The 23,047-nt window shown below is 67.7% G+C and carries 17 protein-coding genes; 6 read left to right on the top strand and 11 right to left on the bottom strand.

Translation table 11 applies throughout. The features are described from left to right. The first annotated feature begins 45 nt into the window (after nt 1-45). Nucleotides 46-1,137 carry a porin gene (locus WT53_RS05365; protein WP_060258776.1) on the top strand — a complete coding sequence of 364 codons (1,092 nt, stop codon included), beginning with the start codon at nt 46-48 and terminating at the stop codon, nt 1,135-1,137. Nucleotides 1,138-1,166: 29 nt separating this feature from the next. Continuing rightward, the gene (locus tag WT53_RS05360) at nt 1,167-2,129 is read left to right on the top strand and encodes an AraC family transcriptional regulator (RefSeq protein WP_034206840.1); all 963 of its coding nucleotides are present in this window, start codon (nt 1,167-1,169) and stop codon (nt 2,127-2,129) included. Nucleotides 2,130-2,246: 117 nt separating this feature from the next. Here WT53_RS05360 and WT53_RS05355 read toward each other — a convergent pair whose 3' ends face one another. The 8 genes from WT53_RS05355 to WT53_RS05320 form a co-directional block, all read right to left on the bottom strand. Continuing rightward, the gene (locus tag WT53_RS05355) at nt 2,247-5,555 is read right to left on the bottom strand and encodes an efflux RND transporter permease subunit (RefSeq protein ID WP_060258773.1); all 3,309 of its coding nucleotides are present in this window, start codon (nt 5,553-5,555) and stop codon (nt 2,247-2,249) included. Nucleotides 5,556-5,659: 104 nt separating this feature from the next. Further along, nucleotides 5,660-8,779 (bottom strand): MdtB/MuxB family multidrug efflux RND transporter permease subunit, encoded by a 3,120-nt coding sequence (locus tag WT53_RS05350; protein WP_059782540.1) that lies wholly within the window; start codon nt 8,777-8,779, stop codon nt 5,660-5,662. A 15-nt stretch (nt 8,780-8,794) separates the two neighbouring features. Then, nucleotides 8,795-10,168 carry an MdtA/MuxA family multidrug efflux RND transporter periplasmic adaptor subunit gene (locus WT53_RS05345; protein WP_034206843.1) on the bottom strand — a complete coding sequence of 458 codons (1,374 nt, stop codon included), beginning with the start codon at nt 10,166-10,168 and terminating at the stop codon, nt 8,795-8,797. Nucleotides 10,169-10,415: 247 nt separating this feature from the next. Then, a complete protein-coding gene (locus WT53_RS05340; protein ID WP_034206844.1) occupies nt 10,416-11,240 on the bottom strand; it encodes an IclR family transcriptional regulator in 825 nt (274 codons plus the stop codon). Between the two features lie 679 nt (nt 11,241-11,919). Continuing rightward, nucleotides 11,920-12,297 carry a hypothetical protein gene (locus tag WT53_RS05335; RefSeq protein ID WP_034206845.1) on the bottom strand — a complete coding sequence of 126 codons (378 nt, stop codon included), beginning with the start codon at nt 12,295-12,297 and terminating at the stop codon, nt 11,920-11,922. Nucleotides 12,298-12,815: 518 nt separating this feature from the next. Beyond that, on the bottom strand, nt 12,816-14,780 hold the full coding sequence (locus WT53_RS05330) for a PhoX family phosphatase (RefSeq protein ID WP_034206846.1): 1,965 nt from the start codon (nt 14,778-14,780) through the stop codon (nt 12,816-12,818). A 192-nt stretch (nt 14,781-14,972) separates the two neighbouring features. Beyond that, nucleotides 14,973-16,166 (bottom strand): ammonium transporter, encoded by a 1,194-nt coding sequence (locus WT53_RS05325; protein WP_034206847.1) that lies wholly within the window; start codon nt 16,164-16,166, stop codon nt 14,973-14,975. Nucleotides 16,167-16,420: 254 nt separating this feature from the next. Further along, nucleotides 16,421-16,756 (bottom strand): hypothetical protein, encoded by a 336-nt coding sequence (locus WT53_RS05320; protein ID WP_034206848.1) that lies wholly within the window; start codon nt 16,754-16,756, stop codon nt 16,421-16,423. A 197-nt stretch (nt 16,757-16,953) separates the two neighbouring features. Between WT53_RS05320 and WT53_RS05315 the strand changes: the two genes are divergently transcribed. From WT53_RS05315 to WT53_RS05300, 4 genes are all read left to right on the top strand, one after another. Continuing rightward, the gene (locus tag WT53_RS05315) at nt 16,954-17,382 is read left to right on the top strand and encodes a hypothetical protein (RefSeq protein ID WP_034207859.1); all 429 of its coding nucleotides are present in this window, start codon (nt 16,954-16,956) and stop codon (nt 17,380-17,382) included. 90 nt (nt 17,383-17,472) lie between these two features. Beyond that, a complete protein-coding gene (locus WT53_RS05310) occupies nt 17,473-17,928 on the top strand; it encodes an Rrf2 family transcriptional regulator (RefSeq protein ID WP_034206849.1) in 456 nt (151 codons plus the stop codon). A gap of 204 nt (nt 17,929-18,132) precedes the next feature. Further along, entirely contained in the window at nt 18,133-18,774 is a 642-nt protein-coding gene (locus WT53_RS05305; protein ID WP_034206850.1) for an NAD(P)-dependent oxidoreductase, read from the top strand. Between the two features lie 251 nt (nt 18,775-19,025). Beyond that, entirely contained in the window at nt 19,026-19,496 is a 471-nt protein-coding gene (locus WT53_RS05300; RefSeq protein ID WP_006484401.1) for an Lrp/AsnC family transcriptional regulator, read from the top strand. Nucleotides 19,497-19,526: 30 nt separating this feature from the next. On the opposite strand, the gene WT53_RS05295 is transcribed toward WT53_RS05300, so the two are convergent. The 3 genes from WT53_RS05295 to WT53_RS05285 are packed head-to-tail and all read right to left on the bottom strand — an operon-like array spanning nt 19,527 to nt 23,014. Continuing rightward, the gene (locus WT53_RS05295; RefSeq protein ID WP_034206851.1) at nt 19,527-20,300 is read right to left on the bottom strand and encodes an ABC transporter ATP-binding protein; all 774 of its coding nucleotides are present in this window, start codon (nt 20,298-20,300) and stop codon (nt 19,527-19,529) included. A 4-nt stretch (nt 20,301-20,304) separates the two neighbouring features. Next, nucleotides 20,305-21,981: an iron ABC transporter permease gene (locus WT53_RS05290; RefSeq protein WP_060258769.1), complete on the bottom strand. Its 1,677-nt coding sequence runs from the start codon at nt 21,979-21,981 to the stop codon at nt 20,305-20,307. Next, on the bottom strand, nt 21,971-23,014 hold the full coding sequence (locus tag WT53_RS05285; protein WP_060258766.1) for a Fe(3+) ABC transporter substrate-binding protein: 1,044 nt from the start codon (nt 23,012-23,014) through the stop codon (nt 21,971-21,973). Before WT53_RS05285 ends, WT53_RS05290 begins: the two co-directional genes overlap by 11 nt. Between the last annotated feature and the right edge of the window lie 33 nt (nt 23,015-23,047).

The following is a 23,047-nucleotide window of genomic DNA, read 5'->3' as shown; positions in this document are numbered from 1 at the left end:
CCGGCCGATATCAAGCATAACTACACGAACGGTCTGGAGACTTCAATGAACACCTTCCGCACGGCCGCGACGGCCGTTACCCTCGCTGCGTCCGCCGCCATGTCGCCGGGCGCGCATGCTCAGAGCAGCGTGACGCTGTACGGCATCGTCGACACCGGCGTGCAGTACTACAACAATGCGGCGGGCGGCGGCGCGGTCGTCGGCATGCCGGCACTGACCGGCGAAGTGCCGTCGCGCTTCGGCTTGCGCGGCGTCGAGGATCTCGGCGGCGGCTACCGCACGTTCTTCGTGCTCGAAAACGGCTTCGCGCTGAACTCGGGCGCGCTGAACTACGGCGGCCGTCTGTTCGGCCGACAGGCGAACGTCGGCATCGAATCGCCGTACGGCACGCTCACGCTCGGGCGGCAGATGAACATGTCGATGCTGGTGTTGCTCAATGCCGACGTGATCGGCCCGTCGATCCATTCGATGGCGAGCTTCGACAGCTACCTGCCGAATGCGCGCAGCGACAACGCGGTCGGCTATCTCGGTCGCTTCGGCGGCGTGACGCTCGGCGGCACCTACAGCACCGGGCGTGACGGGGCGGGGCCGGCCGGGCCCTCGGCGACGAATTGCGCGGGTAACGTGGCGGGCGACCCGGTCGCCTGCCGCCAGTACACGATGATGATCGCGTACGACGCGCCGCAGTTCGGCGCGGCCGCGTCGTACGACGTGATGCACGGCGGCACGGGCGCGTCGGCGCCGCTGTCGAGCCCCGGCTATACGGACACGCGCACGATCGTCGACGCGTACGTCAAGTTCGGCATCGCGAAGCTCGGCGCGGGCTGGATCCGCCGCAACACGGCGGCCGCGGCCCACAGCCAGTCGGACCTCTTTTTCGCGGGCGGCACGGTCTACGCGAGTCCGGCGCTATCATTCGACGCACAGGCCGTGCGCTATCTGCTGCGCGGCCGCTACGACTCGAACCTGTTCGTCGTGCGGGCGAATTACAGCCTGTCGAAGCGTACGATGGTCTATACGTCCGTCGGCTACATGATGAACAGCGCGCTCGGTACGTCGGCGGTGGCGGCAGGCGGCACGGTCGGCACCGGCCGCAACCAGGTCGGTGCGATGGCGGGCATTCAGCAGCGCTTCTGACGCGGTAGCGCACCACGGAGACTTCGACGATGACGACCGATCTTCTCAGCGACGTGCTGACCGACCTGCGGGCCGATGCGGTCGTCACCGGGCGCTTCACGCTGAGTGCGCCGTGGGCGATCCGCAAGCCGGCCGTCGCGGGCGCACCGTTCCGCACCTGTGCGGGCAGCCCGTTCTTCCTGTCGGTCGCGGGCGCCGCGCCCGTGTACGTCGAGCCGGGCGACTTCGTGCTGCTGCCGCATGGCGACGAGCACGTGATGGCGTCGTCGCTCGACGTGCCGCCCGTGCCGTTCGATACGTTGATGGCCGACAAGGGCATCCGGCCGCGCTTCGACACGCCGCTCGCGTTCGTCGCGGGCGGCGGCGGCGTGACCAGCGAGCTCTATACGGGCATCGTCGTGTATCGCGACATCGTGCGCAGCCCGCTGTTCTCCGTGTTGCCGGCGCTGATTCACGTGCGCGCGAACGATGCGGCCGTCGCGCCGTGGCTCGCGAGCACGCTGCAGAGCTTCATCCAGGAATCGATGGCGTGCCAGCCGGGTTGGGCCGTCGCCGCGACGCGTCTGGCCGACGTGCTGTTCGTGCAGTTGCTGCGCGCGCATCTGCAATCGTCGGCGAATCACACGGGCTGGCTGCGCGGGTTGACCGATCCGCAAATCGGTCGAGCGATGGCGTTGATGCATCGCGACCCGCGGCGCAATTGGCAGCTCGCGAGCCTCGCGGCCGAGGCCGGCATGTCGCGTTCGCGCTTTTGCGCGCATTTCGCCGCGCTGGTCGGCGAGACGCCGATCGGCCACCTGACCGCCTACCGGATGTATCTGGCGAGCGGCGAGCTCGCGAACGGCAAGCTGCGGCTGATCGAGATCGCCGAGCGGGTCGGCTACACGTCGGAGAAGGCGTTCGCGCGCGCATTCCATCGCTGGTCGGGGATGGCGCCGCGCCGCTATGCGCGCAACGCACGGGGCCTGTATGACCTTGCACGACATGGATGACCGCGTGTCGCGCCGTCGGATGCCGGCGCTCGTGCGCGGCTTTCGCACCGGCTCGGCGGGACCCGCGAGGCAGGGCGGTGCGGCATGCCCCACACACGCGCGTCCGGCCGCTTTCCGTCACTCGCCGGCGACCGCCGGCCCGCCGGTATTGCCGCGGCGGTTGCGGCGCTTCTCGGCCCACACGCGCAGCCGGTCCATGTACAGGTAGACGACCGGCGTCGTATAGAGCGTCAGCACCTGCGACACGATCAGGCCGCCGGCGATCGCGATCCCGAGCGGCGCGCGCAGCTCGGCGCCGTCGCCGCTGCCGAACGCGAGCGGCAGCGCGCCGAGCAGCGCCGCCATCGTCGTCATCATGATCGGCCGGAAGCGCAGCAGGCACGCCTCGTGGATCGCGTCGAACGACGACTTCCGGTTGTTGCGCGTCTGGTCGATCGCGAAGTCGACCATCATGATCGCGTTCTTCTTCACGATGCCGATCAGCAGGATCACGCCGATCAGCGCGATGATGCTGAACTCGGTCTTGAACAGCAGCAGCGCGAGCAGCGCGCCGACGCCGGCCGACGGCAGCGTCGACAGGATCGTGATCGGGTGGATGTAGCTCTCGTACAGGATCCCGAGCACGATGTAGACGGCCAGCAGCGCCGCGAGGATCAGGATCGGCTGATCGTTCATCGACTGCTGGAACGCCTGCGCGGTGCCCTGGAAGCTGCCGACGATCGTCGGCGGCACGCCGATCTGCGCCATCGTCTGGTAGATCACCTGGGTCGCCTGCGACAGCGACACGCCCGGCGGCAGGTTGAACGAGATCGTCGTTGCGACGAACAGCCCCTGGTGGTTGACCGACAGCGGCGTCGTGCTCGGCCCGAACGTCGCGATCGCCGACAGCGGGATCATCGTCGACTTCGACGTCGACACCGACGCGCCCGACGACGCGCTCGACTTGCCGCTCGCCGCGATCGCGTTGAGCGCCTGGTTGCGCGCGGAATCGGATGCGATCGCCGCGGCGCTCTGCGCGGCCGTGCCCGCGCTCGACGTGCCGGCCGCGGTCGCGACGAAGGTGCCGGCGGCCGCGTTGGTGGTCTGCGAACCGTTCGCGCTGCCGCCCGACGTGCTGATCCACACCTGGTTCAGCATCTCCGGGCTCTGCCAGTACTTCGGCGCGACTTCCATCACGACGTGGTACTGGTTCAGCGGGTTGTAGATCGTCGACACCTGGCGCTGGCCGAACGCGTCGTACAGCGTGTTGTCGATCTGCGCGGGCTTGATGCCGAAGCGCGCAGCCGTCGCGCGATCGATCGTCACCATGGCCTCCATGCCGCCTTGCTGCTGGTCGGAGTTCACGTCGGTCAGCTCGGGGCGCTTCTGCAGCGCCTCGGTCAGGATCGGCCCCCACTTGTACAGGTCGGCGCTCGAATCGCCGAGCAGCGTGAACTGGTACTGCGCGTTGCTCTGCCGGCCGCCTACGCGAATGTCCTGCGCGGCCTGCAGGAACGTGCTCGCGCCTGCCACGTCCGCCAGCCGCGGGCGCAGTTGCTGGATCACCTGGTCGGCCGACAGCTTGCGCTCGGTGCGGTCCTTCAGCGTGACGAACATGAAGCCGGAGTTGGTCTGCGTGCCGCCGGTGAAGCCCGCGACGCTCTTCACGTTCGGATTGGCCTGCACGATCCGCATCATCTCGGAGAACTTCAGCTTCATCGCCTGGAACGACGTCGCCTGGTCGGCCCGAATGCCGCCGATCATCAGCCCGGTGTCCTGCTGCGGGAAGAAACCCTTCGGCACGACGACGTACAGGTAGACGTTCAGCCCGATCGTCGCGAACAGCGTCAGCAGGATCAGCAGCGGCCGGCGCAGCGCCCACGACAGCGAGCGCTCGTAGCCGCGCTGCATGCGCGCGAAGCCGCGTTCGAGGAAGCGCCCGAAGCGACTTTCGTCGCGCGGGTCGTGCTTGTCGGGCAGCAGGCGTGCGCACATCATCGGCGTGACCGTGAGCGACACCGCGAGCGACACGGCGATCGCGAGCGACAGCGTCAGCGCGAACTCGCGGAACAGGCGCCCGACGATCCCGCCCATCAGCAGGATCGGCAGGAATACCGCGACGAGCGAGATGCTCATCGACAGCACCGTGAAGCCGACTTCGCGCGCGCCGTCGAGCGCGGCCTGCATCCGCGACTTGCCGTTCTCGATGTGCCGCGCGATGTTCTCGAGCACGACGATCGCGTCGTCGACGACGAAGCCGGTCGCGACGATCAGCGCCATCAGCGACAGGTTGTCGATCGAGAAGCCGAGCAGGTACATCGCGCCGAACGTGCCGACGATCGAGATCGGCACCGCGACGCTCGGGATCAGCGTCGCGCGCCAGTTGCGCAGGAACAGGAACACGACCATCACGACGAGGCTGATCGCGATCAGCAGTGTGTGTTCGGTGTCCTTCAGCGACGCGCGGATGGTGGTCGAGCGGTCGAGTACCGGCGTGACCGTGATGTCGGCCGGCAGCGACGCGGTGAGCTGCGGCAGCGCCGCGCGCACGCGATCGAGCGTCTCGATGATGTTCGCGCCGGGCGAGCGGTAGAGGATCACGAGCACCGCGCGCTTGCCGTTCGACAGGCCGAGGTTGCGCAGGTCCTCGACCGAATCGACGACGTCGGACAGATCGGACAGCCGGACGGCCGAGCCGTTGCGGTAGGCGACGACGAGGTCGCGGTATTGCGACGCTTCGGACGCCTGGTCGTTCGTATAGAGCTGGAAGCGCTGCGGGCCGAACTCGATCGCGCCCTTGGGCGCGTTGGCGTTCGCGGAAGCCAGCGCCGCGCGCACGTCCTCGAGGCCGATCCCGTAGTGGAACAGCGACTGCGGTTCGAGCTCGACGCGCACGGCCGGGTTCGCGGAGCCGCTCACGGTGACCTGGCCGATCCCGTCGATCTGCGACAGCGACTGCTGCAGCACCGTCGACGCGGCGTCGTATACCTTCGCCGGCGATGCCGTCTCCGACGTCAGCGACACGACCATGATCGGCGAATCGGCCGGGTTGACCTTGCGGTAGGTCGGATTGCTCTTCAGCGCGGCGGGCAGGTCGGCGCGCGCCGCGTTGATCGCGGCCTGCACGTCGCGCGCGGCGCCGTCGATGTCGCGGTTCAGGCCGAACTGCAGGATGATCCGTGCGTTGCCGACCGTGCTCGTCGACGTCATTTCGGAGACGTCCGCGATTGACCCGAGATGCCGTTCGAGCGGGCTCGTCACGCTGGTCGCGACGGTTTCCGGGCTCGCGCCCGGCAACGACGCCTGCACCGAGATCGTCGGGAAGTCGACCTGCGGCAGCGGCGACACCGGCAGCTTGACGAACGCGAACAGGCCCGCGAGCGCGACGCCGAGCGCGAGCAGCGTCGTCGCGACGGGGCGGTTGATGAAGGGGCGCGACAGGTTCATGTCGGCACCCGCTGGGCCGCCGCGTGTTCCGACGGATGCGTTTTCGGGAGATGGGGGGGCTGCGCCCCCCCACGCGAACGAAGTGAGCGTGGGGGTTGTGTCATTTACGCACCCGTGTGCTTGCCTGCATCGGCGCCCGGCCCGTGGCGTTCGAACCAGCCGCGCACGCGGCGCGCGAGCGAGTCGAAGCCGAGGTAGATCACGGGCGTCGTGAACAGCGTCAGCACCTGCGACACGATCAGGCCGCCGGCGATCGCGATGCCGAGCGGCTGGCGCAGCTCGGAGCCCGCGCCCGAGCCGACGATCAGCGGCACCGCGCCGAGCAGCGCGGCGAGCGTCGTCATCAGGATCGGCCGGAAGCGCAGCAGGCACGCCTGATAGATCGCCTCGCGCGGCGGCTTGCCTTCGACGCGTTCGGCCTCGAGCGCGAAGTCGATCATCATGATCGCATTCTTCTTCACGATGCCGATCAGCAGCACGATGCCGATGATCCCGATGATGTCGAGATCGTGCCCGGTGATCATCAGCGCGAGCAACGCGCCGACACCGGCCGACGGCAGCGTCGACAGGATCGTGATCGGGTGGATGTAGCTCTCGTACAGCACGCCGAGCACGATGTACATCGTGACGACCGCCGCGAGGATCAGGAACAGCTGGTTCGACAGCGACGCCTGGAACGCGAGCGCCGCGCCCTGGAAGCGCGTCTGGAACGAGCCGGGCAGGCCGATGTCCTTCTCGGCTGCCTCGATCGCCTTGACCGCTTCGCCGAGCGACGCGCCCGGCGCGAGGTTGAACGAGATCGTCGTCGACGGGAACTGCGACAGGTGCGCGACCAGCAGCGGCGACGGCCGCTCGTGGAACGACGCGATCGACGACAGCGGCACCTGGCCGCCGCCGGCCGACGGCAGGTAGATGTCGTTCAGCGACTGCGCGTAGTGCTGCTCCTTCGGCTCCGACTCGAGAATCACGCGGTACTGGTTCGACTGCGTGAAGATCGTCGACACGATGCGCTGGCCGAACGCGTCGTACAGCGCGTTGTCGACGGTCGCCGGCGTGATGCCGAAGCGCGCGGCGCTCGCGCGGTCGATCTCGATGTACACCGACTGCCCGTTGCTCTGCAGGTCGGTCGCGACGTCGGCGAGCGACGGCTCCTGCTGCAGCCGCGCGACGAGTTTCGGCACCCAGGTCGCGAATTCGCCGGCGTTCGGGCTCGTCAGCATGAACTGGTACTGCGTGGGGCTGACCGTCGAGTCGATCGTCAGATCCTGCACCGGCTGCATGAACAGCGAAATGCCGGTGATGTTCGACACGCGCTGCTGGAGGTCGCGGATGATCTGCGCGGCGGTTTCGGAGCGCTCGTCGCGCGCCTTCAGATTGATCAGCATCCGGCCGCTGTTCAGCGTGATGTTGCTGCCGTCGACGCCGATGAACGACGTGAGGCTGTCGACGTTCGGATCCTTCAGGATCTCGGCCGCGAGCGCCTGCTGGCGCTCGGCCATCGCGCCGTACGAGATCGACTGCGGCGCCTGCGTGATCGCCTGGATCACGCCGGTGTCCTGCGCGGGGAAGAAGCCCTTCGGCACGTAGACATAGAGCAGGGCGGTCAGCCCGAGCGTCAGCAGCGCGACGACGAGCGTCGAGCGCTGGCGGTTCAGCACCCATTCGAGCGCCACCGCGTAGCGCGCGATCACCCAGTCGATCGCCCGGTGCACGCGCGCCTCGAAGCGATGGCTCTCCGGCGGCGGCGAATGGCGCAGCAGCTTCGCGCACATCATCGGCACGAGCGTGAGCGACACGATCGCCGAGATCACGATCGTCACCGCGAGCGTGATCGCGAATTCGTGGAAGAGGCGTCCGACCACGTCGCCCATGAACAGCAGCGGGATCAGCACCGCGATCAGCGAGACCGTCAGCGAGATGATCGTGAAGCCGATCTGCCGTGAGCCCTTGAGCGCGGCCTCGAGCCCCGATTCGCCTTCCTCGACGTAGCGCGCGATGTTCTCGATCATCACGATCGCATCGTCGACGACGAAGCCGGTCGCGATGGTGAGCGCCATCAGCGACAGGTTGTTCAGCGAGAAGCCGGCCATGTACATCACCGCGAGCGTGCCGATCAGCGACAGCGGCACCGACAGGCTCGGGATGATCGTCGCGTAGACGTTCGCGAGGAACAGGTACATCACCAGCACGACGAGCGCGACCGCGAGCAGCAGCTCGAACTGCACGTCGCGCACGGCCGCGCGGATCATCGTCGTGCGATCGGTGACGATCTCGACGTCGAGCGCGGCCGGCAGCGTCTCCTGCAGCTTCGGCAACTGCGCCTTGATCGCATCGACGGTCGCGATCACGTTCGCGCCCGGCTGGCGCTGCACGTTCAGGATGATCGCGGGGTCCGAATTCACCCACGCGCCGAGCTTGGTGTTCTCCGAGCCGGCGACGACCGTCGCGACGTCGGTCAGCATCACCGGGCGGCCGTTCTTGTACGCGACGACCGCGCTGTTGTACTGGTCGGCGCTCGTCAGCTGGTCGTTCGCGTTGATCGTGTACGCGCGCGTCGGGCCGTCGAAGTTGCCCTTCGGCGTGTTGACGTTCAGGTTCGAGATCGTCGTGCGCAGGTCGTCGAGGTTCATCCCGTACTTCGCGAGCGCGGTCGGGTTCGCCTGGATCCGCACGGCCGGCCGGTTGCCGCCCGACAGGCTGACGAGGCCGACGCCGGCGATCTGCGAGATCTTCATCGCGAGGCGCGTGTCGGCCAGGTCCTGCACCTGCGTGAGCGGCAGCGTCTTCGACTTGACTGCGAGCGTCAGCACCGGCGCGTCGGCCGGATTCACCTTCGCGTAGATCGGCGGGGCCGGCAGATCGGACGGCAACAGGTTGCCGGCCGCGTTGATCGCGGCCTGCACTTCCTGTTCGGCGATGTCGAGCGGCAGGTCGAGCGAGAACTGCAGCGTGATCACCGATGCGCCGGCCGAGCTTTGCGACGACATCTGGTTCAGCGACGGCATCTGCCCGAACTGGCGTTCGAGCGGCGCGGTGACCGACGACGTCATCACTTCCGGGCTCGCGCCCGGATAGAAGGTCTGGACCTGGATCGTCGGGTAGTCGACCTCGGGCAGCGCAGCGAGCGGCAGGAAGCGCAGCGCGACGAGGCCGGCCAGCATGATCGCCGCCATCAGGAGGGCGGTGCCGACCGGCCGGAGAATGAACAGGCGGGATGGATTCATCGAGCGGCCCGCGCGTTACTGGGCCGCGGGGGCCGCTGCCTGCGACGCGCCGTGCCGGTGTCCGCCGCGATGACCGCCGGCACCCGATGCGCCCGAGGCGCCTGACGCCGCGCCTGCGCCGCGCGCGCCCGACGCGCCTTTCGGCTTGTCGGCCGGAATCGAGATCTTCGCGCCTTCGCGCAGGCGATCCGAGCCGTCGGTCACCACGCGCTCGCCGAGCGCGACGCCGCTGACGATGCTCGTGCGTTCGCCGTCGACCGGGCCGACCGTGACCTTGCGCACCGTCACCGTGTTGTCGGGTTTCACGACGTAGACGAACTGGCCGATCGAGCCCGTCAGCACGGCGGAGGTCGGCACGATCGTCGCGTTGCGGATCACGTCGACGAGCAGCCGCGTGTTCACGAACTGATTCGGGAACAGCATGCCTTCCTTGTTATCGAAGTTCGCGCGCAGCTTGACCGTGCCGGTGCTCGTGTCGATCTGGTTGTCGAGCGTCGCGAGCGAGCCCGTCTCGAGCGGCACCGTGTTGTTGCGGTTGTAGGCGGTGACCGACAGCTTCTGGCCCGCGTTCACCTGCTTGAGGATCTGCGGCAGGTTGTCTTCCGACGTCGTGAAGATCACGCTCATCGGCTGCAACTGCGTGATCACGACGATGCCGTTGGTGTCGCCCGGTGTCACGTAGTTGCCGGGGTCGACCTGGCGCAGGCCGACGCGACCGGAGACCGGCGCGGTGATGCGCGCATACGTGAGATTGAGTTTCGCGGAATCGATCGCGGCCTGGTCGGTTTTCACCGCGCCTTCGTACTGCTTGACGAGCGACGCCTGCGTATCGACGGTTTGCGACGCGATCGAGTCCTGCGCCAGCAGCGTCTGGTAGCGCTTCAGGTCGAGGCGGGCCGTCGCGAGCAGCGCCGCGTCGCGGGCATGCGTGCCTTCGGCGTTCTCGAGCGCGACCTGGTACGGGCGCGGATCGATCTGCGCGAGCACGTCGCCCTTCTTGACGATCTGGCCTTCCTGGAACGACACCGACTGCAGGTAGCCCGACAGTTGCGTCTTCACCGTCACGTTCGCGAGCGGCGTGACGGTGCCGAGCGCGGACAGCACGATCGGCATCTCGCCCTGCGTCGCGGTGGCGACCTGCACCGGCTGCGGCACGTTCGCCATCGCAGCGGGGCCGCCGCGGCCGCGATGGCTGCCCGCGGCGGCGCTGGCGCCCGCGCTTTTCGCCGTGCTGCCTGCCGCCGGCATGCGGTTCCACGGGTGCCACCACAGCAGGCCGCCGATGACGACGACCGCGACGGTCCCGAGCAGCAGCGTGCGGCGCGGGCGGCGTGCGACGGTCGGTGCGGGGTCTTTCGAAGGGGGCGTGGGCTTTTGTTCGTTATCCATCGTGTTCTGTCAGGAAGACGGCGCGGCGGCCCGGAAATCGGGCTGCTCGGCTGCGCGTGGGCGACGCGGCGGGGCGGCCCGGCTCGGTCCGGGGCCCCGCCGATCCGCGCGGGAAAAGAGCGGTGCGCGCCGCGAATGCGGTGCGACGATGGGCATGATCCTACGTGCCGTCCCCGTTACAGTCCAGCGGTCTATCTTTCAACGGGTTACGGTCGTTACACAACGCGACACGACGATGACGAAACGATTACGGGCCGATGCGCCGGGCGGGCGCGCCGCCGATTTCGCGGGTGATCTTCGCGATGCATTCGTGCAGCGCGGGCACCACGTGTTCCTGCAGCCATTCGGGCGGACACTGGTGCGACGCGCCGCCGCAATTCACCGAATAGCGCTGGCCCGACGGGCCGACGAAACCGGCCGCGACCGCGTTCAGGCCTTCGCGCCATTCGCCGATCGCGATCGCGTGGCCGTCGCGCATCGCTTCGTCGAGCGCGGGCGTCAGGCGGGCGGACACGTGCGGCCAGTCGTCGCCGGCGGTGGTGCGCAGCGATTCGAGCAACTGGCGGCGCTCGTCGTCCTCGAGCGCGGCGAGATACGCGCGGCCCACGGCCGTACGCGCGATGTCCATCCGCGAGCCGATTTCGAGGCGCGTGACGAGCACGGCCGAGCGCGGGCGGATCACGTCGATCGCGACCATGTCGAGCCGGTCGCGCACCGCGAGGTGCACGGACAGCGACGTGCGCTCGGCCAGCTCGATCATGAACGGCCGGGAACGCGCGCGGATGTCGAAGTTGCGCAGGAAGCCGTGGCTGAGTTCGAGCACCGACGCGGTCAGCACGAAGCGCTCGCTGTCGGGCAACTGGAACAGGAAGCCGGCGCTGACGAGCGTCGCGGTGATGCGCGAGACGGTCGGCTTCGGGATGCCGGTCAATTCGGTCAGTTCGCGGTTGCTGACGGGGGCGTCGGCAGCCGCGATGCGGCGCAGCACGGCGAGACCGCGGGCGAGGGCGGTGATCTCGTCGGGCGACGATTCACGGTCCCGCGACGCGGGAGAGGTTACAGTGGTCGACACGAGGGATTCTCTCTAATTCCGAAACTCGATTTCAATTTTGTTGGTATTGTAGGACTATTGTCAAAAGATGCATGTTCCGCAGGTGAACCGGTCATCGGATGAGATTTTACGGGTTCACCCTTGGTTTATTGGGAAAACACTCAAATGAGCGTTGTCGGAAAGTGCATGAACCGGTGCAAATACCGCTTGACTTGTCGGGCGGAAACGGAAAGAATGTCTCACGTTTTCGAAACATCGTTTCAAGAGTTTAACCGGCAACGATGTTTCGCGCAGTCTCTCAGGTTCTAGCACGGCCCTCGGAATGGCTAGAACTTTTTTAGCGCCACGGTCTCCGTGGCGCTTTTTTTTTTGTGCACCCTGCATGAGGCACTCCCGCAGTCCCGTCCTGGCTCGATTATCGCAAACGAAGCGAAGCGCAGCCGCATGAGGGCAAACCGGGTGCAGGAGTGAAGACTGGATCACAAGTCGTGAGCTGACGATGAGAGCTGCTTTCGGCACAGGGGGGGCGCCCCCATTTCCTTCGGTCCGTCGCTCGCCCGTCCGCATGCTCAATGATCCGGGAAGGTGGCGGTCACGCTGCCTGACTCCCGCTCCCGATTCGTATGCCCGCCGTGATGTGTCAAACCCGTATTATCGCTCGTCTGCCGCAGTGACCGTGCGAGCGTGCGATGCCATGCGCTCAGCGATGGGGGTTTTTGAATCGAATCTGGCGCAAGTAGTCGTAGCCGACTCTCCCAAGCATGATCGGAAGCGCGAAGGAAAAGGTGGCTGCGTCGCCGTTGAGCTTCGAGATCAGACCGATCGAGCAGATGCCGATCGATATTGCAGACGCCGACACGAGCAACGCCCGCGAGTAGTAAGGGATGGCGTCGATGCGCTCTTGGTGCGCCGTCGAAAAATGGCAATACATGGCGATGCACGTCATCCCGACGACGCTGCCGAACACGTAGTCTGCGACATAGTCTTCGGCGAAGACCCAGAACATGGCGACATGAACGAGCCATGCGGGGAAGTTGGCAGCCAGATACGCGCGGTGAAAGGCGATGGACGAAAGCATGACTGTTATCTGTACTCCTGTTCAAAGAAGAAGCAGCGATGCAAGCGGAGGGCCATCCGATTTGCATCGTAATTCAAATGCGAATGAGTCTCATTGTTGTTGGTGGAGTGAAGATTGTCCGACGCGCATTCATCCGGGGGCGCGGAAGCTGTATTGACGGTTCAAAGCCCGAACGGATGTTGGAATGAAGCGTTCGCGTCACGAAAAGGGACGGAGGAGAGCGGTGGGAAGCTGCGATTGACGGAACGTGAAGGAACGTTACGGGTTGCCCGTCGATACGGTTGTCTATGCGATCGGGTGCGCATCGCCGTAGCGACCCAGGGTGGCAGGCCGGGTTTCGAACAGGTGTGCCGCTCGTCGTCCGGCGCGGGGCGCATCGCCGTGCAAAAAAAGCGCGATGCCCGCAATGAGCATCGCGCGTGAAACGGCGTGGAGCGCCGACGAATGAACGGTGATGAAGAAAAGCCCCCCGGCCAGGGGCGCCCTGCAGGAAGCAGTGCCCCCTCGCGCGCGGCCCGTCAGCCTTTCGCGAGCTTGATGCTGGTCTGCTCGGCGGTCAGGTAGCCGACGCTCGCGCCGAAGCGATCCTTGTAGTTCGCGCGTACGAGCGGGTCGAGGGTCGGCTTGACCTTGTCGTGCAGCGGCGACTCCCAGTCGCCCGCGTGCTGGAAGTTGCTCATGATGTACGTCCAGCCGTTGATCTCGTCGACCGCGTGCAGGCCCGTCGATTCGGCGCCCGCCGGGCACGACAGCACGCGCGCGAGCGATTTCGTGTCGACGTTGTAGGCCCACAGGAAGTTGTTCACGTGCATGCCCGAGTCTTCGCCGATGAACAGCGTGCGCAGCTTTTCGGAGAACTTCAGGTTGTCCGGGTTCGCGATCTTGTCCGGGTTCGCGAGGTTGCCGAGCGCGTCGGCCGCGGCGAGGTCCTCGCCGACGAGCGCGGCGGGCGCGCCCATGTCGACCGGCACCCATTCGCTGTCGATCGCGCCGCCCGTCGTGTCGCGCTGGCCGGCCTTCAGGTTCAGCGCATAGACGGCGCCCGCGGCGATCTTCTTGTCGACCGCGACGTCGCGCGACACCGCGTTGCCCTTGACCATCGACGTTTCGATCCGCGACATCGCCGTGTAGACGATCTTGTCCTTCGCGTTCACGGTCGTGCCTTCGAGCTTCGTGAACGCCATGCTGCCGCCGAGCAGCGCCGCATAGCGGTGCGTCTCGAGGAACGCGGCCGCCTTTTCCATTCCCGGCTTCACGCGCATCCAGTTGAACTTGCCGCCGAAGTGGATCTTCGTGTAGCTCGCATCGTTCGGATCGACGGTCGCGAGGTCCATGATGTCCGACGCCTTCAGCGTGTTCGCGAGCGTTTCGATTTCGCTGCTGGTCGCGTGGCCGATCTTGATCCACGTGAGCGTCGCGGTGCCCGCGCCCGCGGACGACGTCTGCGTCCACTTCGCGACGTACAGCGTGCCGGCCGACAGGTCGGCCGCCTTGTCGGCGACGAACATGAACAGGCCGCCGTTGGTGGCGTCGTCGCCCATCATCACGGTGCGCTGGTCCGGCATCACCTGGATCAGCTCGTGCGAGATGCGACCGAGGCAGTAGTGCTTCTTCACGGTGCCGGTGCCGTCCGGGTTCACGGTGATCTCGGGCAGGTGGCCGTAGTGGTAGGGGTTCGCCTTCGTCTCGTCGCCGAACGTGTTCTTGCTGAACGCCTTGAACTGCGCGTCGGTTGCGGCCTTGGTCGCATCCGGCTCGTATTCCTCGCTCGACAGGTGCGTGCCCCACGGCGACAGGCTCGCGCCGCAGGTGATCCACAGGCCGTGCGCCTTCGACGTATCGACGTTGTGGTACTTCACGACCTTCAGCGCGCCGGTGGCCGGATCCTGGTCGAGCGTGAGCACGGCGATCGGCGACGGCAGCTGGCCGTACTGCGACGCGCTGGCCTGGTCGCGCGTCGTATATTCGAACTGCACGACCGCGAACACCGTGTTGCCCTTCACGCCGGGCACGTTCGCGTTCTTCAGCGTCAGCAGCGAGCTGCCGTCCGGGCAGTCGGAATAGAACTGGCGCTCCTTGCCGGCCACCGAGCGATCGATGATCGGCTGGTTGTTGATGTCGTAGTAGCCGCCTGCGAGCGTCGTGCCGCCGTTGCCGTCCGGCACCATGTCGCCCGTCACGAAGAACGGCCGGTACGCGAGCTTGAAGTTGCGCGACGAGCCGTCAGAGAACGACACCGACAGCGTCGAGCCGACCGTCGTCGTGGCCATCGCGGCCGCGTTGTCGAGCGTGGGCGCGGCCATCGTCGAGAATGCCGCCGACGTATAGGCAGCGGCGACCGGGGCCGGCGTCGACGCGGGATCGTCGTCGCCGCCGCAACCCGTCAGCAGGGCCGGCAGCGCGAGGCCGGAAAGGGGGAGCATCGGTGCGCCGGCGAGGATCTTCAGGGCCTGACGACGGGAAGCATTGGGCAACGCGGGCATGTGGAGTCCAGTTTCGGTTGTTGGAAGAATGGCGTTCGCGAAGCAGGCGAGCGGCAAGCTTCGCGAAGGCAAGTTGAAATCTGGACCGAAGTGTAGGGACGCTAGATGAAAGTTTTTTGAATTGAAAACGTAATGATGCATCGGGCATCCGTCAGGCATGCTGCGGGATGCCCATCGGATGCTTGCTCGCGCTCAATCGCGCTCGGGCGTGGCCGAGATGCGGTGGATCGACAGGTCGGCGCCGTCGAATTCGGCTTCGCGATCGAGACGCAGGCCCACGGTCGCCTTCAGCGCGCCGTAGACGAGCGTGCCGCCCGCCGTTGCGAGCGCGATGCCGCCGAGCGTGCCGACGAGCTGCGACAGGAACGACACGCCGCCGAGACCGCCGAGCGCCGGCAGCCCGAACACGCCTGCCGCGAGGCCGCCGAGCGCGCCGCACATCCCGTGCAGCGGCCAGACGCCGAGCACGTCGTCGATGCGCCAGCGGTTCTGCACGCAGGTGAACATCGCGACGAACAGCGCACCGGCCGCCGCGCCCGTGACGAGCGCGCCGATCGGATGCATCACGTCGGAGCCCGCGCATACCGCGACGAGGCCCGCGAGCGGCCCGTTGTAGGTGAAGCCCGGGTCGTTGCGGCCGGCCATCCACGCCGCGAGCGTGCCGCCGACCATCGCCATCAGCGAGTTCACCGCGACGAGGCCGCTGATCTTGTCGAGCGTCTGCGCGCTCATCACGTTGAAGCCGAACCAGCCGACCGCGAGCACCCAGGCGCCGAGCGCGAGGAACGGGATGTTCGACGGCGGGTGCGCGGCGATCCGGCCGTCCTTCGCATAGCGGCCGTGGCGCGCGCCGAGCAGCAGCACGGCCGGCAGCGCGACCCAGCCGCCGAACGCATGTACGACGACCGAGCCCGCGAAGTCGTGGAACGGCGCACCGAACGCATGCGTGAGCCAGGCCTGCACGCCGAAACGCTCGTTCCAGGCGATCCCTTCGAAGAACGGATAGATGAACCCGACGATGATCAGCGTCGCGACGAGCTGCGGGTTGAACTTCGCGCGCTCGGCGATGCCGCCGGACACGATCGCCGGGATCGCCGCCGCGAACGTCAGCAGGAAGAAGAAGCGCACGAGCGCGTAGCCGTTGTGCTGCGACAGCGTGCCGATGTCGTCGAAGAATTCGACGCCGTACGCGATCGTGTAGCCGATGAAGAAATACGCGAGCGTCGACACCGAGAAGTCGACCAGGATCTTCACGAGCGCGTTGACCTGGTTCTTCCTGCGGACCGTGCCGAGTTCGAGAAATGCGAAGCCCGCGTGCATCGCGAGCACCATGACGGCGCCGATCAACAGGAACAGTGTGTCGACGCCGGATTTCAGACCATCCATGCCCTGGCTTCCTTGCGCAAAAAACGGGCAAGGAATGCAAGTATCGAGCCAATGTGGTGAACGGCTGCGTGGAACTGGTGCCCGGATACCGCGCGGTGCGGCATTCCGGTGAATCGTGCACGGGATGAGGGCGCGGCGGACGTCGGCGCGGGGCCATGCCCGATGCACGCGTGTGGTGCGACACGAGCCGAATCGGTGCGTACGGCGAATGAAGCGGTGCGCGGCGCGGCGTTGCGGTGCACCGATCTGGCGCGTCAGTGGCGCGCGAACAGCGCGGGCGGACGGCGCAGCCGCAGCGCGCACGCCGACCAGTAGGCGGCGACGGTCGCCAGCCCGAGCGCGGCGAACGCGAGCGCCGCGAAGCCCGCGACGGACTGGCCGTCGCCGTCTGCGCCGAGGATGCCTTGCGCGACGATCAGCGCGGCCGTCCAGAAGCCGATCACGGCTTGCGTGAGCAGGCGCGCGCAGGCGATGCGGCGCGGACGCCCGGATTCGGCGAGGCGGCGCGCCGACGGCGCGCGCAGACACATGAACAGGGTGCCGGCGAGCAGCGCGGCCAGGGCGATGAGCCAGTCGACGAGGAAAGCCATGACGAGGAAAAAGGAGGCACGGATGAAGCGAATTGGAGCGTGCCAACTTTAGAGGCGTGGCGCCCGCGATTGAATCAGACGAATCCGAAATTGAAAGGGATTTTTAATCGCTGGTCGTCATTGGGCCTGTTCCACAGGCGGTATCATCGACACCGGTCCAACCACGAGGTCGTGCAATGCGCGGCCGGAGATTGCTGATGAACATGAAGACATCGCGGGCGCGTCGCGTGCCCGGGTCCGTGCTGGCGGCCGTGACCGCCGGCACGCTGCTGTTGCTCGCGGGTTGCGAGAAGTCCGGCACGCCGGCCGCGCAGCCCGATACGGCCGCGAGCGCGGCCGCCGATGCGGCGAACAATGCGGCCAAGGCGCTCGACCAGGTGGCGAGTACCGTCAATCAACAGATCAACGCGGCGAAGGCGGGTATCGCATCCGCGGCGTCGGCCGTGCCGCCGTTGTCCGCGAGCGGCCTCGCGTCGGCCGCGCAGGCGCAGATCGACGCGGCGGCGTCCGCCGTCGTCGCGCATGCGGCTTCCGAAGCGGGCGCGAAGATCGCCGAAGCCGGCAAGAAACTCCAGCAGTGGAGCCAGCAGAATGCCGCGGGGGCGAAACCCGCGAGCGGCGAATGACGCAGGCTTGCACGATCCGCAAAATGTAATTATGATGGATACACATTTCGCCGGTCGCGGGTCGGGCCGGCGTCGCCGAGTGAGTCAGGGATGAATACCAGCAGCCGGTTCGCGTTTGCCGTTCACGTGCTCGCCTTGCTGTCGATGCAGGAAGGCGTGCCGTTGTCGTCCGACATCATCGCGGGCAGCGTGAATACGAATCCGGCGCTGATTCGCCGGTTGCTGTCGATGCTGGCGGCAGCCGGGTTGACGACGTCGCAGCTCGGGGCGGGCGGCGGTGCGCTGCTCGCGCGCGAGCCGGGCGAGATCACGCTGCTCGACGTGTATCGCGCGGTCGACGATGCGCAACTGTTCGCGCTGCACCGGGAGGCGCCGAATCCGGCGTGTCTCGTCGGGCGGCACATCCAGGGCGTGCTAACGGGCTATATCGGCGACGCGCAGCGCGCGATGGAGGCTTCGCTCGCCACGCGCACGTTGGTCGACGTGACGGCCGACATGCTGGATCTGGAACAGCGCACGCAACGAGCGGCGCGCGCCGGCGGGTAACCGGCAGCGGGCGACCGGCGGCGGGCGACCGGCAACGGGCAACTCGCGGCGGACAACCGACGACGGGTGCCCGGCGGCGGGCAGGGCAGGAAGCCGGGCGGCGCGTATGCACGCGACGATCGGCGCAACGGGGGCTTCGCCCCGTTTTTTTCGGTCTTATATGTAATTAATTGTGTTACATATTTCTATTTCTGGAGAATCGATATGACGCAACGTTCGTTGAATATCGCGCTGTTCGGCGCCACCGGGATGATCGGCTCGCGCATCGCGGCGGAAGCCGTGCGGCGCGGCCACCGCGTCACGGCGCTGTCGCGCCATCCGGGCGCATCCGGCGACGGCATCACCGCGAAGGCGGCCGACCTGTTCGACGCCGCCAGCATCGCGGCCGCGCTGCCGGGCCATGACGTCGTCGCAAGCGCGTACGGCCCGAAGCAGGAAGATGCGGCGCAGGTCGTCGCGGTCGCGAAGGCGCTGGTCGCCGGCACGCGTCAGGCCGGGTTGAAGCGGCTCGTCGTCGTGGGCGGCGCCGGTTCGCTCGAAGTCGCGCCGGGCAAGCAACTCGTCGACACCGAAGGTTTCCCGGACGCGTACAAGCCGCAGGCGCTCGCGCACCGCGACGCGCTCGGCTACCTGAAGACGGTCGCCGATCTCGACTGGACCTTCTTCGCACCGGCCGCGCTGATCGCGCCGGGCGAGCGCACGGGCACGTTCCGCACCGGCATCGGCAAGCTGATCGTGGACGCGCAAGGCAACAGCAAGATCTCGGCGGAAGATTACGCGGTCGCGTTCGTCGACGCGCTCGAGCAGGACAGCTTCGTGCGCGAGATCGCGACGGTCGCGTATTGAGCGGCGTGACGGCCGGCGGCGGGTAAGCGCCGGCCCGGGCGCGACGTGCAAGCGGCGACGCGCAGCCATGTCAGGCGATTCCGCCCTCGCGGGCGGCGTCGCCTGTTTCATTTGGCGCGGCGCGCGGCGAAAGCGATCGCGTGCATGACGGATCGGTATTTACACCGGTCGACGCAACGAGGCAGTTTTCATATTGTTCCCCGTTGGACAGGATGAATAGAATAAATTTCTATCGACGAGGGAATGGAGAAATGGACGCCATCGATCGCAAGCTGCTGGAGCTGCTGCAGGCGGATGCCACGCTGCCGATCGCCGAGCTCGCGCAGCGCGTGAACCTGTCGCAGACGCCGTGCTGGAAGCGCGTGCAGCGGCTGAAGGAAACCGGCGCGATTCGCGCGCAGGTCGCGCTGTGCGATCCGCGCAAGCTCGGGGTCGGCACGACCGTGTTCGTCGCGATCCGCACGAACCAGCACACCGAGGAATGGGCGCAGCGTTTCACGCAGGCGGTGCGCGACATGCCGGAAGTGGTCGAGGTCTACCGGATGAGCGGCGAGACCGATTATCTGCTGCGCGTCGTCGTCGCGGGGATCGACGACTACGATCGCGTCTACAAGCAACTGATTCGCACGGTGCCGCTGTTCGACGTCAGTTCGTCGTTCGCGATGGAGCAGATCAAGTATTCGACCGCGCTGCCCGTGCGCGATCTGGCCGAGCCCGCTTGACGGGCACGCCGTCGCGTCGGCGACGCGGTGTCAGCGGCCGCGCGCGAGGGCGCGTGCGCGCTCGTCGGCCAGGGCGTCGCGGCGCACGAAATCCGCGACGAACGGGCTGGCCGGATGATGGTGCAGCGCGTACGGCGTATCCCATTGCGCGAGCCGGCCGTCCTTCATTACGCCGATCCGGTCGGCGATCGCGAACGCTTCCGCCTGATTGTGCGTGACGAGGATCGCGGTGTGGCCCGTGTGCTTCAGGATGTCGCGCAGCTCGAACGCGAGCCGCTCGCGCGTATCGACGTCGAGATTCGAGAACGGTTCGTCGAGCAGCAGCAATTCCGGCGACGGCGCGAGCGCGCGCGCGAGGGCGACGCGCTGCTGCTGGCCGCCCGACAGTTCGTGCGGATACGCGTCGCCGGAATCGGCGAGGCCGACGAGCTCGAGCATCTGCGCGACGCGCAGGCGCCGTTCGGCCTTCGGCCTGCGCCGCAGGCCGAACGCGACGTTGTCGGCCGCGCTCAGGTGCGGGAACAGCGCGTAATCCTGGAACATCATGCCGATGCGCCGCCGCTCGGGCGGCACGTCGAGCGACGGCGCCGCGACCGGCGTGCCGTCCAGCACGATGCGCCCCATGCGCACGGGTTCGAAGCCGGCGATCGCGCGCAGCACGGTGGTCTTGCCGCAGCCGGACGCGCCGAGCAGGCAGCCGATGTCGCCGCGCGGCAGCGCGAGGCTCAGGCCGTCGACCACGGTGCGGCGGCCGTGCGGCGTGTCGTAGGCGACGCAGAGGTCGTCGAGTTCGAGCAGGTTCACGGTGTCAGGCTCCGATCTTGTGGCGGGTGCGGGCGAGCAGGATCACGGGCACGAGCCCGGCCAGCACGATCGCGAGCGCGGCGACCGCGCCTTCTTCATAGGTGCCGCGCGCGGCTTCCGCATACAGCCACGTCGCGAGCGTGTCGAAGTTCAGCGGGCGCAACAGCAGCGTGGCCGGCAGCTCCTTCATCGCGTCGACGAACACCAGCAGCGCGCTCGTCGTGAGCGCGGGCCGCAACAGCGGCAGATGGACGCGGCGCAACGTGCCGCCGGCCGTCTCGCCGAGCGAGCGCGCGGCCTGTTCGAGCGACGGCGGAATGCGCGCGAGGCCGGCTTCGATGCCGCCGGCCGGGATCGCGAGGAAGCGCACGGTATACGCGATCACGAGCGCGGTCGCGGAGCCCATCAGCAACAGTCCGTCGCGGCCGAGCGCCACGCCGAACAGCCGGTCGGCCGCCGCGAACGGAATCAGCAGGCCGATCGCGAGCACGGTGCCCGGCACCGCGTAGCCGAGGCTCGCGATCCGCGTGCACAGGCGGGCAGGGCCCGCGCGCGCGCTGTCGCGCTGCGCGCGCGCGGCCCACGCGACGACGAGCCCGCACGCGAGCGTCGTGGCGGTGGCGGCGGTCGCGATCGTCAGCGTGTTCGCGAGCCCCGTCATCAGTTGCGCGGATACGCCGCCGACGAGATGCAGCCGCTTGCCGGTCTCGGTCGCGAGATAGGCGGCCGGCGCGCCGAAGCCGAGCAGGACGGGCAGCCAGCCGAGCGCCGCGGCGCCCAGCGCGGCCGCGCCGGTCAGGCGGCGCGGCGCGATCGGCCGCATGCGCCGGCCGTGCGCGTAGCGCTGGCGGCGGCGCCCGTAGCGTTCGAGCGCGATCATGCCGACGACGATCGCGAGCATCGCAAGCGCGATCTGCGCGGCGCCGGCGAGATCGGAGCGCGTGATCCACGTCGTATAGACGGACACGGTCAGCGTCTGCACGCCGAGAAATTCCGACGCGCCGATATCGTTCAGCGTTTCGAGCAGCGCGAGGCTCATGCCGACCGCGATCGCCGGCCGGGCAAGCGGCACGACGACGCGCCAGAACGTCGCGACGCGGCCGGCGCCGAGCGTGCGCGCGGCCTCGAGCAGGCTCGCGGACTGCGTGACGAACATCGCGCGCGTGCTCAGATAGACGTACGGATACAGCACGAAGCCCAGCACGAAGATCGCGCCGGGCAGCGAACGCAGGTCGGGCAGGCGGAACTGGCGCGGACTGTCGAAGCCGAGCAGCCAGCGGATCGCGCCCTGCACGGGGCCGATCGGATGCAGCAGGTCGAGATACGCGAACGCGACGATGTAGGTAGGCACCGCGAGCGGCAGCAGCAGCGCCCAGGTCAGGATCCGGCGGCCGGGAAAATCGTAGGCGGTGACGAGCCATGCACAGCCGGTGCCGACGATCGACACGATCGTGCCGACGCCCGCGAGCAGCAGCAGCGTGTTGACGAGTGCCTGCGGCAGCACGAATTCGGCGAGATGCCGCCAGTGCGCGAGATCGGCGTCGAACGCGGCGGCCACGAGCACCGCGAGCGGCGCCGCGACCGCCGCGGCGATCGCAACGGCAGCGCCCAGCCAAACGCTGCCCGCACGCAACCGAAAGGGCTGGCGACGCGCGCGGGCCAAAAGTGCATCAGTTGTCAAAGCCGACCTTGTCGACGAGCTGGCTTGCCGCCTTGCGATGCTTCGCGATATCCGCCAGCGGCAGCGGGTCCACCTTCAGCGTGCCGAAGCTCGCGATCACCGGGTCGAGCTTCACGTTCGCGCGCACCGGGTATTCGTAGTTCGCCTGCGCATACAGCGCCTGCGCTTCCGGCGACACCAGGTATTCGAGCAGCTTCACCGCATTGGCCTTGTGCGGCGCATGCTTCGCGACCGTCGCGCCGCTGATGTTCACGTGCGTGCCGCCGCTCTTCGCGTTCGCGAACGTCGGGCGCACGACCTTGATCGCATCGCCCCATTTGCGGGAATCGGTGCCGGCTTCCGCGTTCTTCATGTGGCCGACGTAGTATGCGTTCGCGAGACCGACGTCGCAGATGCCGCCGAGAATGTCGCGCGCGACGTCGCGGTCGCCGCCCGTCGCCTTGCGCGCGAGGTTCGCCTTCACGCCGCGCAGCCACTTCTCGGTCGCGGCTTCGCCGTCGTGCGCGATCATCGCGGCGACGAGCGCCGTGTTGTACGGATGCTGGCCCGAGCGGATGCAGACCTTGCCCTTCCATTTCGGATCGGCGAGATCCTCGTAGCGGAACGCATCGATCTTCAGGTCCTTTTCGACGTACAGCACGCGGTCGCGCAGCGACAGCGCATACCAGTCGCCCTGCGCGCCGCGCAGGTTCGCGGGAATCGCATCGTCGAGCGCCTTCGAGCGCACCGGTTGCGTGACGCCGCCGTCGACGAGGTCGAGCAGGTTGCCGACGTCGACCGTCATCAGCACGTCGGCCGGCGACTGCGCGCCTTCCGCCTTCACGCGCTCGAGCAGGCCGTCCTTGACGAACACCGTGTTGACCTTGACGCCGCTCTGCTTCGTGAACGCGTCGATGAGCGGCTGGATCAGCTTCGGCTCGCGGGTGGTGTACAGGCTCACTTCCTCGGCCGCCTGGGCAAGCGGCGCGAAGGCGGCCGCAGCCAGGGCGAGGGTGCCGGCGAGCGGCAGCAGGCGGGTGCGCGGATTCGACATGGAGACTCCGGTGGGGCAGGTGGACGAGGAAGC

Origin of the sequence: Burkholderia sp. MSMB2157WGS (genome assembly GCF_001532755.1) — a bacterium.
Classification (GTDB): domain Bacteria; phylum Pseudomonadota; class Gammaproteobacteria; order Burkholderiales; family Burkholderiaceae; genus Burkholderia.
This window is presented reverse-complemented; position numbering and strand designations above follow the sequence as displayed.

Excerpts from the sequence above, each read along its gene's own strand:
- WT53_RS05310 (WP_034206849.1), top strand. The coding sequence starts at position 17,473 with ATGAATACCAGCAGCCGGTTCGCGTTTGCCGTTCACGTGCTCGCCTTG.
- WT53_RS05285 (WP_060258766.1), bottom strand. The coding sequence starts at position 23,014 with ATGTCGAATCCGCGCACCCGCCTGCTGCCGCTCGCCGGCACCCTCGCC.
- WT53_RS05360 (WP_034206840.1), top strand. The coding sequence starts at position 1,167 with ATGACGACCGATCTTCTCAGCGACGTGCTGACCGACCTGCGGGCCGAT.
- WT53_RS05355 (WP_060258773.1), bottom strand. The coding sequence starts at position 5,555 with ATGAACCTGTCGCGCCCCTTCATCAACCGCCCCGTCGCGACGACGCTG.
- WT53_RS05300 (WP_006484401.1), top strand. The coding sequence starts at position 19,026 with ATGGACGCCATCGATCGCAAGCTGCTGGAGCTGCTGCAGGCGGATGCC.
- WT53_RS05325 (WP_034206847.1), bottom strand. The coding sequence starts at position 16,166 with ATGGATGGTCTGAAATCCGGCGTCGACACACTGTTCCTGTTGATCGGC.
- WT53_RS05365 (WP_060258776.1), top strand. The coding sequence starts at position 46 with ATGAACACCTTCCGCACGGCCGCGACGGCCGTTACCCTCGCTGCGTCC.
- WT53_RS05335 (WP_034206845.1), bottom strand. The coding sequence starts at position 12,297 with ATGCTTTCGTCCATCGCCTTTCACCGCGCGTATCTGGCTGCCAACTTC.
- WT53_RS05345 (WP_034206843.1), bottom strand. The coding sequence starts at position 10,168 with ATGGATAACGAACAAAAGCCCACGCCCCCTTCGAAAGACCCCGCACCG.
- WT53_RS05330 (WP_034206846.1), bottom strand. The coding sequence starts at position 14,780 with ATGCCCGCGTTGCCCAATGCTTCCCGTCGTCAGGCCCTGAAGATCCTC.
- WT53_RS05350 (WP_059782540.1), bottom strand. The coding sequence starts at position 8,779 with ATGAATCCATCCCGCCTGTTCATTCTCCGGCCGGTCGGCACCGCCCTC.
- WT53_RS05305 (WP_034206850.1), top strand. The coding sequence starts at position 18,133 with ATGACGCAACGTTCGTTGAATATCGCGCTGTTCGGCGCCACCGGGATG.
- WT53_RS05320 (WP_034206848.1), bottom strand. The coding sequence starts at position 16,756 with ATGGCTTTCCTCGTCGACTGGCTCATCGCCCTGGCCGCGCTGCTCGCC.
- WT53_RS05315 (WP_034207859.1), top strand. The coding sequence starts at position 16,954 with ATGAACATGAAGACATCGCGGGCGCGTCGCGTGCCCGGGTCCGTGCTG.